This window comes from Pseudomonas sp. MF6394 (assembly GCF_002018845.1).
In the GTDB taxonomy this organism is placed as follows: domain Bacteria; phylum Pseudomonadota; class Gammaproteobacteria; order Pseudomonadales; family Pseudomonadaceae; genus Aquipseudomonas; species Aquipseudomonas lactis.
The window spans coordinates 1-15,135 of sequence record NZ_MVOJ01000014.1 but is presented as its reverse complement, the minus strand read 5'-3'; the positions used below and the strand labels follow the sequence as shown (position 1 = coordinate 15,135).

The following is a 15,135-nucleotide window of genomic DNA, read 5'->3' as shown; positions in this document are numbered from 1 at the left end:
TCTACAGGCGTGCCAACCGACCGGATACAAAATGCCCGACATCGTTGAACCCCGGCGAGGACGAATGCCCCGGTGTGACCAACGAATCAATGAACGCCTCGTCTTCGGCACTGATCTTCACCGCCAGCGCGCCGGTGTAGGCGTCCCACTGCGCCTCGGTCCGTGGCCCCACAATCGCCGAGCTCACCGCCGCATTGTTCAGCACCCAGGCGATTGCGAACTCGACAATCCCTACGCCACGCCCTTGGGTGTATTGCTGGATCTGCTGGGCAATGCGCAGTGATTCAACCCGCCACTCGGTTTCCAGGATGCGCTTGTCCTGGCGCGCGGCACGGCTGCCGGGTTCAGGCGTGACGTCCGGTGCGTACTTGCCGCTGAGCACCCCTCGGGCCAGCGGGCTGTAAGGCACCACGCCCAGCCCATAAGCCGCTGCAGCGGTAATCTGTTCCACCTCGGCCTGGCGATTGACGATGTTGTACAACGGTTGGCTGATGATGGGTTTATCAACCCCCAGGCGTTCAGCCACGCGGATCACTTCTGCGATGCGCCACCCCCGGTAATTGGACAGGCCCCAGTAGCGGACCTTGCCCTGGCGGATCAGGTCACCGATGGCGGACACGGTCACCTCCAACGGCGTGTCGTGGTCTTCGCGGTGCAGGTAGTAGATGTCCAGGTAGTCGGTGTCCAGGCGTACCAGGCTGGCGTCCAGGGCTGTGAACATACGCTTGCGGCTCAAACCGCTGCGGTTGGGCACGCCATCGGCAGGGCCGAAGCCGACCTTGGAGGCCACCACCCAATCGTGGCGGTTGCGTGCAATCGCCTCACCGACGATTTCCTCGGAGCGCCCGCCTGTGTACACGTCAGCGGTGTCGATGAAATTGATGCCCTGGTCCCAGGCCTTGTCGATGATGCGCAGCGAATCTTCGGTGCTGGTCTGTTCGCCAAACATCATGGTGCCGAGGGTCAGAGCGCTGACCTTCAACCCGGAGTGGCCCAATGTGCGGTAAATCATGCAAAGCTCCTCATGGCAGGCAAAATGTAAGTGATGCAATACCAGACCCGAGCGCTCTGGAACAAGCCCTGTGCGCATTTCTTCATGTGCGTAGCAAAGTCACGCAGCGCGCCTGTAAAAAACGGTGCAGCACTTTCACGCGTTCCGACACTTGCAGGCGGTGCGGGCACATCAGGTTGAACGGCGCGGGTTCGCCTTGCCAGTCGGGTAGCAAGGGTACCAACCGTCCAGCCTGGATATCACGGGCCACATCCAGGTTGGCTTTATAGGCAATGCCATGCCCCGCCAGCGCCCAGCGGCGGACAATCTCGCCGTCATCGCTGAGGTAGTCACCGCTCACCTCGACTTCTTGAAGCAACGGCCCCTGGCGGAAATACCAGGTGCTATTGGCCTGGCCGCGGCGCATATAGCGCAGCGTGCTGTGGTGGGCCAGGTCTTCGGGCTTAAGCGGTGTGCCGTGGCGCGCCAGGTAGTCGGGGCTGGCGCAGGCAATGCGATGGTGATCGGGTACCACCGGCAGGGCCACGAGGCTGGAGTCCCTCGGCACGCCAAAGCGCAAGGCAATGTCGACGGTGTCGCGAAACAAGTCGGCATTGCTGTCGTTGAGCAACAGTTGCAAGCGGATATCAGGGTGCTCCAGCTTGAACTCGTCCAGCCAACCCAGCAGCACATTGCGGCCAAAGTCCGAGGGCGCGGCCAACTGCAATAGACCACTTAGGCTCTGGCCTTGTTGCTTGATGGCGTGCTCGCCTTCCGACAACGCCTCCAGCGCCACCCGCACACTGTCCAGGTAGCGCCGTCCTTCTTCGGTCAGGCGCATGCTGCGGGTGGAGCGGGCGAGCAGACGGATGCCGAGGCGGGTCTCAAGGCGCTTGAGCGCAATACTCGCCGCCGCTGGCGTGAGGCCCAGGCCACGGGCGGCGGCCGTGAGGCTGCCGGTGTCGGCACTGCGCACGAAGACTTCAAGGTCCAGAATCGAGCTCATTGATAAAAATCCTTTAAAGATCTTGTCGTTTTACCCGGATTTTTAATCGATTACCAAGCTGGGAAGATGAACGCTCACTTTCTGACCCAGGTAGTTTTCTCATGACCTCTTCTCTGAGCGGCAAAACCATCATCGTTATCGGCGGCAGCAGCGGTATCGGCGCGGCAGTGGCCCAGGCAGTCTTGGCGCGCGGCGCGAAGGTGGTCGTGGCCGGGCGCCGCTTGGCGTCAAGTTCCGCCAACGGCCTGCGCAGCGAGCCGGTGGACGTCACCGACAGCGCCTCTTTAAAGCAACTGTTCGAAACCGTGGGGCGGTTTGACCATCTGGTCTACACCTCGGGGCCTTCAGTACGGGCCAAGGCTTTGATTGAAACCGACCTGAATGAAGCCCAGGACAACTTCGATGTGAAGCTCTGGGGCGTACTACGCGCCATTCAACACGCGCTGCCCTTTATGCATGAACAGGGCAGCATCACCCTGACCTCGGGCCAACTGGGGCGCAAGTTGGCGGCAGGGCAGTTCATCAAGACGGGCATTAACGCTGCGACCGAGGCCTTGGGCAAGCAACTGGCGAAAGAACTGGCGCCGCGTCGAGTCAATGTGATCAGCCCGGGGGTGATAGACACACCGGCCTACGCAGGGCTTGGCGAAGAGCAGCGCTTGGCGATGTTTGCCAAGGCGGGCCAAGGGTTGCCGGTTGGGCGGGTGGGGCAGGCGCAAGAAGTGGCGGCGGGGTATGTGCTAGCCATGGAAAATGGCTTTATGACCGGGGCAGTGGTTGATATCGATGGTGGCGGGCTGTTGTAAATACATGACCAAAGTGGGAGGGAGAAGCTCCCTCCCACTTTGAAGGCGTCAGGCCTTGAGCGTACGCGTCATCCGCAACGCCAACACACTCCCACCCACAATCACGGCCGCCAGCAGGTACAACGCCACATCCGTAGACCCGGTGGCATCCTTCACAAAACCCACGATATAGGGGCTGAGAAAACCCGCCATCTGCCCCATGGAGTTGATCAACGCCAAGCCACCCGCCGCCGCACCCGCGCTGAGCATCTCGGTGGGCACCGGCCAGAACATCGGCAGGCCGGTCAGGGCGCCCATGGTGGCGATGGTCAGGCCGAGGATGGCAATGGCCGGCGTGGTGGCGAAGTTCACTGCGATGACCAGGCCGAGGGCGCCCATCAACATCGGCACCACCAAATGCCAGCGGCGCTCCTTGCGCAAGTCGGCGGAGCGGCCCACCAGCAGCATGAACGCCGCTGCCAGCAGATACGGAATAGCGCTGAGCCAGCCAATCACCAGGTTATCGCTGAAGCCCATGTTCTTGATGATCGACGGCAGCCAGAAGTTGATCGCATACACGCCACTCTGGATGCAGAAGTAGATCAGGCCGAACGCCCAGATCGCGGGGTTCTTGAACACTTCGGCCAGGGAGTCGCTGGTGGTTTTGGGTTTGTTCGCCAGGTCCGTGGCTTGGTCGGCTTCCAGCACTGCACGCTCATGGGGCTTGAGCCACTTGGCGTTGGCGAAGCTGTCACTGAGCAAGAAATAGGCGAGGGCGCCGAGGATTACAGTCGGGATGCCTTGCAGCAGGAACATCCACTGCCAGCCCGCCAAGCCACCTTGGCCTGCGGCGAAGTGATTGAGAATCCAGCCGGAAAACGGGCTGCCGAGCAAACCTGAAACCGGGATCGCCGACATGAACAGCGCCATGATCCGCCCACGGCGGAAGGTCGGAAACCACTGCGAAAGGTACAACACCACACCGGGGAAGAAGCCGGCCTCAGCGGCACCGGTGAGCAGGCGCAGGGTGTAGAAATGCGTGGGCGTGGTTACAAACAGCAGGCATGTGGAGAGCGTACCCCACACGATCATCATCAACGCGATCCAGCGCCGCGGGCCAAACCGGGTCAGCGCCAGGTTGCTCGGTACGCCGCACAGCACATAGCCGATAAAGAAAATCCCGGCCCCGAGGCCGTACACGGTTTCACTGAATTTCAATGCATCGAGCATCTGCAACTTGGCAAAGCCAACATTTACCCGGTCAAGGTAATTGAACAGGTAGCAGATAAAGATGAAGGGGATCAGGCGCAGGGTAACGCGCTTGTAGATGGCGTTTTTATCGTCATCGCTGGCCAGTGCGGCAGTGGCGCTCTGTGACATGGGATTCTCTCTTTATTATGATTTTTCGCGGTGCGAGGGTAACGTTGACCGCCCCAACAGTCTCGATGACGTGATGGGCAACTGTCTTTGTGCTGGCGCACAGTCAAGCCATCTTTGCGCTGTGCCGGTGAACAACCTTTTTCAGGAAATTAGCCCCATGTTCGAGCTGGATCATGCCCTGGCGCAGGAGATTGTCGATCGCACCATGGCGATCCTGCCGTATAACGTCAATGTCATGGACAGCCAGGGCTTGATCCTGGGCAGCGGTGAACCGGAGCGGATCAATACCCGTCACGAAGGGGCGCAACTGGTATTGGCCAATGGGCGGGTGGTGGAAATCGACGGGCAGACCGCCAAGCATCTCAAGGGCGTGCAGCCGGGCATTAACCTGCCGCTGCTGCATGATCAACGCCTGATCGGCGTGCTGGGTATCACCGGCGAGCCGGATGGGCTGCGCACCTATGCCGAACTGGTGCGCATGACCGCTGAAATGCTGGTCAGCCAACGCCACCAGCAAGCCGAGCAACAATGGCGGCGCCAGCGCTGCGATGATCTGCTGGCCCTGCTGTTGGCCGACAGCGGCGACTCCCCACGTTTGGTGGACGAAGCCCAGCAACTGGGGCTCAAGCCACAACTGGCGCGCACGCCGTACCTGTTTGAACTGGGCCCCGGCCAAACGGCGGAGGCTTTGAGCGCCTGGCTCGCCAGCCGTTACCCGGACAGTTGGTGCGTCAGTTCTGCGCAGTTTTCCTTGCTGTGGTGCCGACCCGCCGCGGTGCAGGTCGATAATCCCCGCTTGTTGGAAAAGCTCGACGGCCTGGGCTGGAACGTCCTGCGCGTGGCCATCGGCGGGCAAGCGGAAGGTTTGGCGGGGCTGCGCCGCTGTTACCGCCGGGTCGGTGATCTGCTCGCTTATGGCCGCGATATCCTGCCGCAATCACGGCTGTTGACCCTCAACCGTTATCGCCTGCCGGTGATGCTGTGGCGTCATCGCAACGACGACGCCCTGGACGAACTGCTCAATCCGTTGCGCAAAGTGTTGGCCAAGGACAGCAACGGGCAACTGCTCGCCACGTTGCGCAGTTGGTGTGAACACGACGGGCAAAGCCAGGCGTGTGCCGACGCCTTGGGCATTCACCGCAACAGCCTGCGCTACCGCATGGAGCGAATCGCTGAACTCAGCGGCGTGGACCCGCTGACGCTCGATGGGATGCTTGCCTTGTACCTGGGCGTCCAATTGCTGCCCCAGAGCGAACGCTAAAATTCGCACGATGTTATTAGCTGTTCTCCCTGTCACGGCTTACGTTTTTCCAAGCTGGCAATGAACTCATCGAGGATGCGCTTGCTTTCGGCAGCTTCTTCGGCACTGGGCCCGCGAATGTTGGCCCAGGGGTCCGGCTTGGGCACGACCGAGCCGTAGCGGATGCGTACGGATTTGAGGATTGCATCCCACACGGCCATGGCTTCGTAGTCGGTGAGGGAAGGGTTAACGGGTTCTGGTGACGCAGGTTGTTGCCAGAGAGGCAGTTCGTAGCCTTTGTTGGCGAACTGGGGAAGGGTCCAGCGCACTAGGTCTCCGGGTTCGTTGGGATCAACTGGCTCTCCTTTCATGCCACCCGCCGACAAACGGATGCTCATGCCAGGCCGAGCCAGCGAAGGATTGTCCCGGTAGTTTTCGCTCACAAAGAGTATTTGACGGTGAGTGTCATCGCTGAAGCCGATCAGGGACTCTTCGGCTTGCATGCCGGCCAACGTAATGTTCCTTGCCCGCAAATTTTCGTAATCCCCTGCGAGAAAAATTTGCCCGTCTTTGGGAGTGCGGACGTGCAAGCGTTCTTCATCATCAGGCGACAGAGCGTTGATATAGATACTCAGCGAAACATCTGAGGCTGGTGGGCTAAAGTCGAAACTAGCGATCTCCTGATCGTGATGACTGCGAATGACAACCGGCCCAAGCGCAAACCCCGCGCCTGCGGTTTCAGGGGTGACTTTGAAGATCTCTTTTGAGAGTTTTAACAGACGATCTTCAACAGGAGCGGTATTACCCTTGAAGGAGTCAGCTCGGAGCATGACGTAGACGTCATCGACCAGCAGGTGGAGTTCGTGAACGAAAGTCTGACGCGGTGTTGGACGCCGATAGTATTGCAACATGACACTTTGCGGTGTCTGCGCTTTGGCTGACACCAGCATTGATACGTCATCCATCTCATAGTTCTTGACCGCGGCGATCCGGCTGGCCCGTTCCTGCAAAGCAGCGGAAAAACGTTGCTGTGACACACCCTCGCCCAACACCCGCACTTCAACGGATGCATGATCAGCCCCCAGCCCGTAATACAACTTCACATCCCCGCCCCCCGTCCAGCTGGCGGGCAAATCTACCAGCCCACGGCCCAGGGCCCAGGTGCGCATGTTGCTGGTCAATTCGTGCACGGTTTGTTTCTCCTGTTCACTGGGTTGTTTGAAGGTGGTGCACCCTGCAAGCGATCCAAGCAGCAGGCATGTAAAAAAAACGGTCAGCCTGCGCATAGAGGCCTCTTGGCTTTCGCCGCGATCTTGATCAGGGAGTAGAGGGTGAATTGTTGGGTGAGCGGGTTGGCGTAGGAGGCTTCATGATCGAACCCTGGGGACTGCACTTGCTGGCGGACAGAACCCTGGCGGACCTGCCTGATCGGCGCGCGGCCGGAGCTCACCGGTACGGTGCCGTCGCCAGCGCCGTCCTGCATACGGCAATGCAGTTCCCAATAGCTGGTCTGCACGGTCTTCACTGGTGCATTGGGGTCACCCCGCGGGGGCATTACGCTTTCGGCTTGCCCGCCTACGTACAACGGGCTTCGCCCGTCGTCACGCACCTCATGCATTTGCAGGCTGGACACCGTGAAAGCATCCGGGCTTGAGGCATAAGGGCCATTGAGGCGAGACCCGCGACGCATTTCCCAGGTGATGGATTCGAAACTGGGGTGCTTATCGTCGTTGCCGTAGTAAACGTAGGTTTGAGGGTGGTAGGAGCCAGCGAGTTTCTGATGGAACCGCTTCGCTTCCGACATGTTTTCCTCAAAATCTTCCCACGTAATCGGATCCCCATCCTTCGGTGCCAACCACTCTTCACGCAACAATCCCCACCAGCGGTCACGGCGTAGATAAATCTCTTCGTAAGGATCCTTTACCGGTTGACGCGGCATAGCCGGGGCTCCACGTTCGTCAATCAGCCGCAGCCAGCCCGGGGCGTAATCCTGGGTGGGCAGCAATTGCAAGGCACCGGGTGCCTGCGCGAATACAGCGGTGACCTCCTGACCGGTGGGGCCAATGACCGCGCCGGCAATGGGATCTTCGTCGCGCATGCCGACCTTGCATCGACGGTAAGCGACCGGCGCCCCGATGGCGGGCATCACGCCGTGCACGACGCCGGCAATTTTGTCGGCCATACCCGGTAGCTGCCCGCATCGACGTGCCACCAGCCCGCCCATGGAGTGGGTAACCAGAATCACCTGTTGGCAGTTGCGACCGTACTGCTGCATGAGTTCATCAATACGCACAGCCAGCCTTGAAGCGGCCTCCTCGTTGGAGTCCAGCCAGTTGTAACCACAGGCATGCACCGGCATACGGTAGCCACCACGCGCCGCCAACTCGTCCGAAATAATCGACGGCAACTGCGCCGCCAGGTTAGCGCCCAACCCGGGCATGGCGATGGGCATTTCAGGTTTCAACTCGGTGACTTGAACTGGGCCGGGCTCGACACTGCGGGTGTGCGGATGCTCAGGCCGAATGTCGAATTGCGGCCATTTGTGCGGCATGAATTCGCTGTTAAGGGTGTCTTCAAGCCACAGAAGAAACGCGTGGTAGCTGGTTTCGCTGACTTCGCCCCATCCGCGCTCTTCGTAGCGCTTGGTCAGAGCCAGGATGGTTTTTTTCCTGTCCGGTTCTGGCGGCACTATGACCGTGCCGACAGAGCGCTCCGGCACCGCGCCTTTGTTATCAACCTCTACCCTGGCGGGGTGCAACAGTTGCTGTCGTATACCCGCCTTTTTGTTTATCCAGTTCAGGGCCAACCACATATTCTTACCCATGAACCCCGCATCCAACCGCCAGACGGGAGCCGCCTTATTCTTTCCCTTTCCTTTCTCCGGTTTGCTCTTCAAATTCGACCCCATAATCCCCGGCACAAAAATCACCGGCAGCACCCCGTCCGGCGGCAATATGCAGTGCACCGGGTCGGTGATATGGCTGGGCGTGAGGGTCCAGGTATGCACAGGGTTGCCCCGGGCGTTATAAGAGAGCGGCGCTATGCGTGGCATTTGAGAGGTATCGGCCATGAAATTCTCCCTGAATCGAGGGCGCTGCTGCCGTTCGGCGTGGAGCCCCCCGGATTGATATTGTCTGGAATCTTCTGGGCCACACTCTATAAGCGTGCAATTGCGAGCCTCAAGGGAGCGTGCGCATTAAAGAGGCGTCCTACACTGCTGAAAGTCGTTGCTGACAGATAGATCAAACAAGCCGGCCCGTAGGTTTGGCGTTTATTCATCGCGGCGTGTCACTTTGTAGGAATGAACAACAAAACCCCATCCACACTTGTGCATCGGCCCCGCGTCATTCCCCCAGCCAACTGGCAGCATGGGCGTTATAAAAACCGGAGAAAGCCCATGAAAATCGTGATCGCCCCCGACTCGTTCAAAGACAGCCTGAGTGCCGCAGGCGTCGCCCAGGCGATTGCCGGTGGGTGCGCCCAGGTCTGGCCGGATGCGCACGTGCTTCAATGCCCGATGGCTGATGGCGGGGAAGGAACGGTGGATGCGGTGCTCGCGGCGTGTAAGGGTGAGCTGCGCAGGCAAACGGTCCGAGGCCCGCTGGGCGACAGCGTCGAGGCGCGTTGGGGCTGGCTGGCCGACAGCCATACCGCAATGATCGAGATGGCCGAGGCCAGCGGTTTGCAACTCGTTGCGCCGGGGCAGCGCGACGCATGCTCCAGTACCACCTATGGCACCGGCGAGTTGATCCGCGCCGCGCTGGATGCCGGGGCGCAGCGCATTATCCTGGCGATTGGCGGCAGTGCCACCAACGATGGCGGAGCGGGGGCGATGCAGGCCCTTGGCGTGCAGCTCTTGGATAGCGAACGCCAGCCACTGCCGGCGGGTGGGTTGGCGTTGGCACGTCTGGCCCATATCAGCCTTGAACAACTCGACCCGCGACTGGCGCAGGTGCGTTTTGAAATCGCCGCCGACGTCAACAATCCCCTGTGCGGCCCTCACGGTGCCTCGTCGATTTTTGGCCCGCAAAAAGGCGCGAACCCCGAACAAGTGGCACAACTGGACGCTGCCCTTGGCCACTTCGCCGACCATTGCGCCCAGGTGCTGCGCCGGGATGTGCGCGACGAACCCGGCAGCGGCGCCGCCGGTGGTCTGGGCTTTGCCGCCAAGGCGTTCCTCGGTGCACAGTTTCGTCCGGGGGTCGAGGTGGTGGCTGAACTGGTTGGCCTGGATGAAGCGGTGCGTGGCGCCGATCTGGTCATCACCGGCGAAGGCCGCTTCGACGCCCAGACCCTGCGTGGCAAAACCCCGTTTGGCGTGGCGCGCATTGCCCAGCGACATGGCGTGCCGGTGATCGTGATCGCGGGCACCTTGGGCGACGGCTACGAGCAGATGTACGCTCATGGTGTGGATGCAGCGTTCGCCTTGCCGTCGGGGCCGATGTCACTTGAGCAGGCCTGCCACGAGGCCCCGCGCCTGTTGAGTGAGCGGGCCTCGGACATTGCGCGGGTATGGCGCCTGGCAGCTACTCGCTGACCCCGCGCGCCAGCTGCTCCACCCACTGCTCTTGAAACCCCTGCAGCGCCGCACCGGGTTGCTGCAATTGCACAAACTCAAGCATCGGGTCTTGCACCGCTGTGCGCACGCCGCTCAATTCCTCCAGGGTCGCCAAGCCGCAGAACGGCACATAGGCTTCGCTGTAGCCGCCTTCGTGCACCAGCACCAGGCGGCCCTGACATAAGCGATCGGCTGCCAGACGCAGGGCGCGGGTCATTAACCGGAACGATTCGCTGTGCAGCAACATGCGCGCTAGCGGGTCGACGGCGTTGGCGTCATAACCGCAGGCAACGATGATCAACTCCGGTTCGAAGCGCTCAAGGGCGGGCAGCACGATGCGCTCCATGGCCTGTAGGTAGGTGGCGTGACCACTGCCTGGCGGCAACGGGATATTGATGTTGGCGCCCAGGCCGGCGCCCCGGCCGCGATCCTGCTCGCCGCTGTAACCGGGCGGGTAGCAGCCGTCCTGGTGCAGGGAAATCGTCAACACATCGGCGCGTTCTTCGAAGATCGACTGCGTGCCGTTGCCGTGGTGCACATCCCAGTCGATCACGGCGACTTTGCCCAGCCCGTGGCGCGCCTTGGCGGCCTCGATGGCAATGGCGATATTGGCGAGAAAGCAAAAGCCCATGGCGCTGTCTGCCAGGCAGTGATGCCCCGGTGGCCGCGACAGCGAATAGGCGTTGTGCGCCTGGCCCTTGAGCACCGCTTCCACGGCGGCCAGGGTCAAACCGGCGGACAGTTGCGCGATCTCATAGCTGCCCGGCCCAATCGGTGCCTGGGGGCCAAGCTCACCGCCGCCGGCATCGCTCAATGCCTTGAAACGCTGCAGGTAAGCACGGCTGTGGACGCGCATCAGGTCCTCTTCACTGGCGGGCGGCGCGCTATGCTGGTGCAGGTGGCGGCTGAGTCCGGAGACATCCAACAGGCTTTTCAAGCGGCGCTTGGTCTCCGGTGATTCGGCATGCCCGCTGCCGGCCGGCGGCTGCACCCAGCCGCCCACGGGCAGGGTCAGCGCATGGGCGCCGGCGCTGTGCCACAGGCTCATTTCGTCGAAAAAAAATGCGGTGGTCAGGTTCATACCGGTTCCAGTTCAGTGGGGGAGTGGGGACGGCTGGCGACGATCATCACCAGCGACAGCAAGGTGATGGCGGCAGCACCGAGCAGCAACAGGCTGAACCCGCCGCTGGCTTCGATCAGGCGGCCGGCGAGCGCCGGGCCGATGGCCAGGCCGCCACCGATGACCAAGTTGGAGGCGTTCATCAGCTTGCCGCTGTGATCGAGGTCGGCCAGGCAGGCCAGGATCAGCGGCAGGATGAAGGTCCAGGTGAATTTGAACAGCAGGGCGGCCAGGGCGAACCGCAGTAATGCAGGCTGGCCGAGCAACAGGATCACCGCTGTTGCCATTGACGTGTAGCCCAGCAACAACAGCGCGCCACGGGGCAGGCGAGCGCCGATCAGTGAGGCGCTCGCAGCGCCAGCAATACCCATTACGGTGGCGATGGCGAGAATCTCGCCGCTGTGCTGCGCAGAAATCCCGGCACTGGCGCCCAAGGCACCGATAAAGGTCCATACGCCCCCCAGGCTGATGTAAAAGGCGAGGACCGCGCCAACCCCCAGGGCGGCTTTCCAGCGTGAACCGGGCAAGACCGGGGCGCGGCTGGCGGGCAACGCAGGGCTACCGGCAGGAAAGGCCCGCGCCAATGGCAGCAGCAGGGTCATCAACCCCGCCAGGATCAGGTAGCAGGCATTCAAGCCAAACCGTTCGAACAAGCCAGGCAGCGCCACCAGGCCGAGGGCACCGACGACCAACTGCCCCATCACCCATAAGCCGTACACCCGACTGGGGTTGGCGGTGGTGGCGGCACTGGCCAGGCAGAGGATCATCAACGAGCCGCCGGCCAGGGCGCTGGCACCGCGCAACACCAGCAGCACGACGTAGGTGTCGGCGAGCATCGACAGCAGGTTAGCGGCAATGAACAACAGCGCGGCGACCCGGGCGGCGGTGCGCCAGTCAACCCGCTTGAGCCACCACCAGGCGGGCAAGGTCGCCAGGCTCATGGCGCCCAGTTCCACGGAAAACAAGTCGCCAATGCGCGCAGGGCTCAGTTGCCACTGGCTGGCTAACTGCGCGGCCACGGCCGGAGCGGTCATCAGGATGGTCGGGGTGAGGGCGGCAAACAGCACGATCGCCGCCAGCCGTGCCGTTATTGCAGGGGTGGAAATGGGCATTTTCAAGCTCCAGGAAAGGGGTCAGAACACATGCACCAGGCGTAACAACGCCTCGGTGCCGGCGTAGCCATTGGAAGCCGCAACGTTTTGCGAAAGGCTGACCATCAGTTGGTTTTGCCGGTCGAGCCAATGCCCGAGTTCGAAGCCGACTTGGGTATAGCGTTTGTGGGTGTCGTCGAGGCGGCGGTTGTTGAGGCGCAGCGCGCCACCGTCGGCCTGGATCAGGCGCAGAGCGCCGTAAGTGGCGGCGCTGAAGTCATACGAGGCGAAGGCCTGCAAGCGATACAGCGGCGCTTGCTTGAGTTCGCTGCCAAAGTAATCGTCATTGCGGCCATAGAGCTGGGCTTCCAGGTTGGCTTCCAGTACCCATTTTTCGCCGATGCCGTGGGTGTAGTTGTAGACAAAGGTGGCGCCCCAGCGATTGGCACCCGGGGACACGTCCGGGTTTTGGCTGTGGTACTCACCCACCGGCACGGTGATCAGGCTCAACAGGCCGCTGTAGGTACGCGAGGCGGGGTCATTGACGAAAAACAGCGTGCCGCCCACCTGTGGGTCGCCCAGGCCGCGCTCGCGGCTGCGCTGATTGGCGCCGGGCAAGCGTGCGTTGATGTCGGCAAAGGGCAGGATGAATTGTGGCGTGCACAACGTGCCGCAGGCGTCGGTGAAATACACCTGGCGGTAAGCCACGGCGTTGACCCGCAGGTCGGCCTTGCCGGTGCTGTCGGCGGGGCCATGGAAGTCCCCGGCACGTGTGGCGGGCAGGTACAACACACCCAGGCTGGTACCCGGTGGGGCGGCGAAAAAGTCGCGGGCGTTGAGGTCGGCCGCCTGGCTGTCGAGGCCGAGCAGGGTGGCGCACAGCGCTGTCAGGTTACGTAAGCATGTGGAAGTCATGAAGAAGCGTCTCGTGTGAGAAGGCCGAAAAAAGGGCAACAGCAGCCCGTGACCGTTAAAAAACGACCGTGGTAAACCGTGGGAGAAACGGGCAGGGTCAGTCGGGCGGGGCGTGCACCAGGTGCGCTATGCGTGCCTTGTCCTTGACGCCGAGCTTGGTGTAGATGGCGCGAATATGGTGGCGCACGGTATTGGGTGAGAGTCCAAGGTCGCGGGCCACTTCCTTGTAGGTCTTGCCCTCGCCAAAGCCTTGGGCCACATCGTTTTCCCGTGGGCTGAGCTGGGGCAGGGCGCGGTTGAGGCGCGCGGCCAGCAGCAATTGGTCGCCCACGGGGGACACCTGGATATGGATGTGCTTACCGTCATGCCCGCGCTCGTCCAGCGGCACCGGTAGGGTGGGGCCACACCATTGCGGCCATTCGCTGAGCAGCAGGTCGACAAACCCGCGCTCGGCGCATTGCAACACTCCCCGTGGGTCGCATACCGCCAGGGCGAGATTGCGCGGGCTGGTCAGGGTTTCACGCATGGCCACCAAGGTGCGGATTTGGTTCGCCGAGACCGCCGCCACCAGGTGCAGCATCAGGTTATTGAGCAACTGGCAATCCTGCGCGTTGAACGTGGGCGCGGTGGGCTGGCGGTAGAGCGTCAGGTGGTGGCTGAGGTGGGTTTGCGCGTCGATATGGATCACACAGAGCAATTCACCCAAGCCGTAGCGTTGCCCCAACCAGTTCAAGGCGCTGCCGTTGGCGGGGTCGCGCATATCGATGATCACCGCCTCGCCGGGCGAGGCATGCACCCGGGCAACGGTCACGTCCAGATGACGGATCGACTGCCAGTCTGCCAGATAGTCGGGGGGCAACTGGTGGAGGTAGCTGTTGTGTTCGTGCGGCACCCCGTCGATGACCGCCGAGCGCCCCCACCAGGCACTGTCGAAGGCCAGCAAGTGGTTGAGGCGCGCCAGGGCATGGTGTTGAAAGTGTTCGATGTCCTGGTGTTGGGCCAGGCGTTGCAGGTCCAGGGTCAGGGTGCTGAAAGCCTGTAACAGGCTCGCGGGATCGAGACGGTTCATGGGTGTTCCTCTGTGGGACTTTTTTTGTTGTTCTCGTCACAGGGTGAAGGCCAAAGCGTCGGGTTGACGGGGCAGGGCCTGGGCTGAGTATCGGCGCTGCGCGCAGGGATCGCCATCGTTCAGATGCAGGATGGTGCTGGTTGGCCCGTGGGAAAACTCCGGCTCGTCAGGTGGGCGACTTAGCCTCTACACTGGCCGGCCACCTGTCTTTCATAGGATGAAATGCAATGCACGTGCCTGAACCGTCTATCGTGATCCAGCGTTTTACCGAGGCCCACCTGGAGGGCGTCGCCGCGCTCTACAACGAACCGGCTGTGTGCCGTCAGGTGCTGCAAATGCCTTTTCAGTCGGTTGAGATGTGGCGCAAGCGCCTGGTGATGGATAACGAGCGGCGCCTGCAACTGGTGGCGTTGCAGGGCGCTGAGGTGATTGGCCAATTGGGACTTGAGCAGTACCTGCGCGTACGCCAGAGCCACGTTGGCTCATTGGGTATGGGCGTGGCGCCCGCCTGGCAGGGCAAGGGCGTCGGTTCGCGGCTGTTGGCGGCCGCGCTGGAGGTGGCCGACAACTGGATGAACCTGCGCCGTGTGGAACTGACGGTCTACGCCGACAACGAAGCTGCGCACAACCTGTACCGCAAGTTCGGCTTCGAAGTGGAAGGGCGGTTGCGCGACTATGCCCTGCGTGATGGTGTGTTTGTCGACACCCTCAGCATGGCGCGCCTGCGCACATTGGCTTGATCCGGTAAGCATAGGGATCTATACAACTTCGATGAAAGCGGTGTGTCAGCCGCTGAATCTTTAACTGAACCACCGCCTTCGCAGGCAAGCCAGCTCCCACACGGGTCATGCATTGCCCACAAAATCAGCGCCCGGCACAGATCCCCTGTGGGAGCGGGCTTGCCCGCGATAGCGGCGTGTCAGCCGCTGAATCTTTGACTGAATCGCCGCCTTCGCAGGCAAGCCAGCTCCCACACGGGT

Annotated in this window: 13 protein-coding genes; 4 read left to right on the top strand and 9 right to left on the bottom strand. The window is 61.8% G+C overall.

Translation table 11 applies throughout. The features are described from left to right. Position 1: 1 nt before the first annotated feature. Both MF6394_RS15985 and MF6394_RS15980 read right to left on the bottom strand, forming a co-directional pair. On the bottom strand, positions 2–1,012 hold the full coding sequence (locus MF6394_RS15985; RefSeq protein ID WP_078467034.1) for an aldo/keto reductase: 1,011 nt from the start codon (positions 1,010–1,012) through the stop codon (positions 2–4). Positions 1,013–1,094: 82 nt separating this feature from the next. Beyond that, positions 1,095–1,997 (bottom strand): LysR family transcriptional regulator, encoded by a 903-nt coding sequence (locus MF6394_RS15980; RefSeq protein ID WP_078467033.1) that lies wholly within the window; start codon positions 1,995–1,997, stop codon positions 1,095–1,097. 101 nt (positions 1,998–2,098) lie between these two features. On the opposite strand from MF6394_RS15980, the gene MF6394_RS15975 reads away from it, so the two are divergent. Next, the gene (locus MF6394_RS15975; protein ID WP_069558599.1) at positions 2,099–2,803 is read left to right on the top strand and encodes an SDR family oxidoreductase; all 705 of its coding nucleotides are present in this window, start codon (positions 2,099–2,101) and stop codon (positions 2,801–2,803) included. A 48-nt stretch (positions 2,804–2,851) separates the two neighbouring features. Here the strand turns inward: MF6394_RS15975 and MF6394_RS15970 are convergent, their stop codons facing one another. Further along, complete coding sequence (locus MF6394_RS15970; RefSeq protein ID WP_078467032.1) at positions 2,852–4,162, bottom strand: MFS transporter; 1,311 nt, start codon at positions 4,160–4,162, stop codon at positions 2,852–2,854. Positions 4,163–4,319: 157 nt separating this feature from the next. On the opposite strand from MF6394_RS15970, the gene MF6394_RS15965 reads away from it, so the two are divergent. Beyond that, on the top strand, positions 4,320–5,423 hold the full coding sequence (locus MF6394_RS15965; protein WP_034135022.1) for a sugar diacid recognition domain-containing protein: 1,104 nt from the start codon (positions 4,320–4,322) through the stop codon (positions 5,421–5,423). 32 nt (positions 5,424–5,455) lie between these two features. Here the strand turns inward: MF6394_RS15965 and MF6394_RS15960 are convergent, their stop codons facing one another. Beyond that, positions 5,456–6,688 (bottom strand): T6SS immunity protein Tli4 family protein, encoded by a 1,233-nt coding sequence (locus MF6394_RS15960; protein ID WP_078467031.1) that lies wholly within the window; start codon positions 6,686–6,688, stop codon positions 5,456–5,458. Next, positions 6,676–8,472: an esterase/lipase family protein gene (locus MF6394_RS15955; RefSeq protein ID WP_078467030.1), complete on the bottom strand. Its 1,797-nt coding sequence runs from the start codon at positions 8,470–8,472 to the stop codon at positions 6,676–6,678. Before MF6394_RS15955 ends, MF6394_RS15960 begins: the two co-directional genes overlap by 13 nt. 327 nt (positions 8,473–8,799) lie before the next feature. Here MF6394_RS15955 and MF6394_RS15950 point away from each other — a divergent pair, with 327 nt between their 5' ends. Next, positions 8,800–9,939 (top strand): glycerate kinase, encoded by a 1,140-nt coding sequence (locus tag MF6394_RS15950; protein ID WP_078467029.1) that lies wholly within the window; start codon positions 8,800–8,802, stop codon positions 9,937–9,939. Here the strand turns inward: MF6394_RS15950 and MF6394_RS15945 are convergent. From MF6394_RS15945 to MF6394_RS15930, 4 genes are all read right to left on the bottom strand, one after another. Further along, positions 9,929–11,041 carry a class II histone deacetylase gene (locus MF6394_RS15945; protein ID WP_078467028.1) on the bottom strand — a complete coding sequence of 371 codons (1,113 nt, stop codon included), beginning with the start codon at positions 11,039–11,041 and terminating at the stop codon, positions 9,929–9,931. The genes MF6394_RS15950 and MF6394_RS15945 overlap by 11 nt on opposite strands. Then, on the bottom strand, positions 11,038–12,192 hold the full coding sequence (locus tag MF6394_RS15940; RefSeq protein WP_078467027.1) for an MFS transporter: 1,155 nt from the start codon (positions 12,190–12,192) through the stop codon (positions 11,038–11,040). Before MF6394_RS15940 ends, MF6394_RS15945 begins: the two co-directional genes overlap by 4 nt. A 21-nt stretch (positions 12,193–12,213) precedes the next feature. Next, positions 12,214–13,086 (bottom strand): transporter, encoded by an 873-nt coding sequence (locus MF6394_RS15935; RefSeq protein WP_078467026.1) that lies wholly within the window; start codon positions 13,084–13,086, stop codon positions 12,214–12,216. Between the two features lie 97 nt (positions 13,087–13,183). After that, positions 13,184–14,155 carry a helix-turn-helix transcriptional regulator gene (locus tag MF6394_RS15930; RefSeq protein WP_044273880.1) on the bottom strand — a complete coding sequence of 324 codons (972 nt, stop codon included), beginning with the start codon at positions 14,153–14,155 and terminating at the stop codon, positions 13,184–13,186. A 227-nt stretch (positions 14,156–14,382) separates the two neighbouring features. Here MF6394_RS15930 and MF6394_RS15925 point away from each other — a divergent pair, with 227 nt between their 5' ends. Beyond that, complete coding sequence (locus MF6394_RS15925) at positions 14,383–14,895, top strand: GNAT family N-acetyltransferase (protein WP_047710892.1); 513 nt, start codon at positions 14,383–14,385, stop codon at positions 14,893–14,895. Positions 14,896–15,135: the final 240 nt, after the last annotated feature.

Coding starts and splice junctions, on each gene's coding strand:
- MF6394_RS15930 (WP_044273880.1), bottom strand. CDS start 14,155: ATGAACCGTCTCGATCCCGCGAGCCTGTTACAGGCTTTCAGCACCCTG.
- MF6394_RS15925 (WP_047710892.1), top strand. CDS start 14,383: ATGCACGTGCCTGAACCGTCTATCGTGATCCAGCGTTTTACCGAGGCC.
- MF6394_RS15940 (WP_078467027.1), bottom strand. CDS start 12,192: ATGCCCATTTCCACCCCTGCAATAACGGCACGGCTGGCGGCGATCGTG.
- MF6394_RS15960 (WP_078467031.1), bottom strand. CDS start 6,688: ATGCGCAGGCTGACCGTTTTTTTTACATGCCTGCTGCTTGGATCGCTT.
- MF6394_RS15965 (WP_034135022.1), top strand. CDS start 4,320: ATGTTCGAGCTGGATCATGCCCTGGCGCAGGAGATTGTCGATCGCACC.
- MF6394_RS15945 (WP_078467028.1), bottom strand. CDS start 11,041: ATGAACCTGACCACCGCATTTTTTTTCGACGAAATGAGCCTGTGGCAC.
- MF6394_RS15955 (WP_078467030.1), bottom strand. CDS start 8,472: ATGGCCGATACCTCTCAAATGCCACGCATAGCGCCGCTCTCTTATAAC.
- MF6394_RS15950 (WP_078467029.1), top strand. CDS start 8,800: ATGAAAATCGTGATCGCCCCCGACTCGTTCAAAGACAGCCTGAGTGCC.
- MF6394_RS15980 (WP_078467033.1), bottom strand. CDS start 1,997: ATGAGCTCGATTCTGGACCTTGAAGTCTTCGTGCGCAGTGCCGACACC.
- MF6394_RS15970 (WP_078467032.1), bottom strand. CDS start 4,162: ATGTCACAGAGCGCCACTGCCGCACTGGCCAGCGATGACGATAAAAAC.
- MF6394_RS15975 (WP_069558599.1), top strand. CDS start 2,099: ATGACCTCTTCTCTGAGCGGCAAAACCATCATCGTTATCGGCGGCAGC.
- MF6394_RS15935 (WP_078467026.1), bottom strand. CDS start 13,086: ATGACTTCCACATGCTTACGTAACCTGACAGCGCTGTGCGCCACCCTG.
- MF6394_RS15985 (WP_078467034.1), bottom strand. CDS start 1,012: ATGATTTACCGCACATTGGGCCACTCCGGGTTGAAGGTCAGCGCTCTG.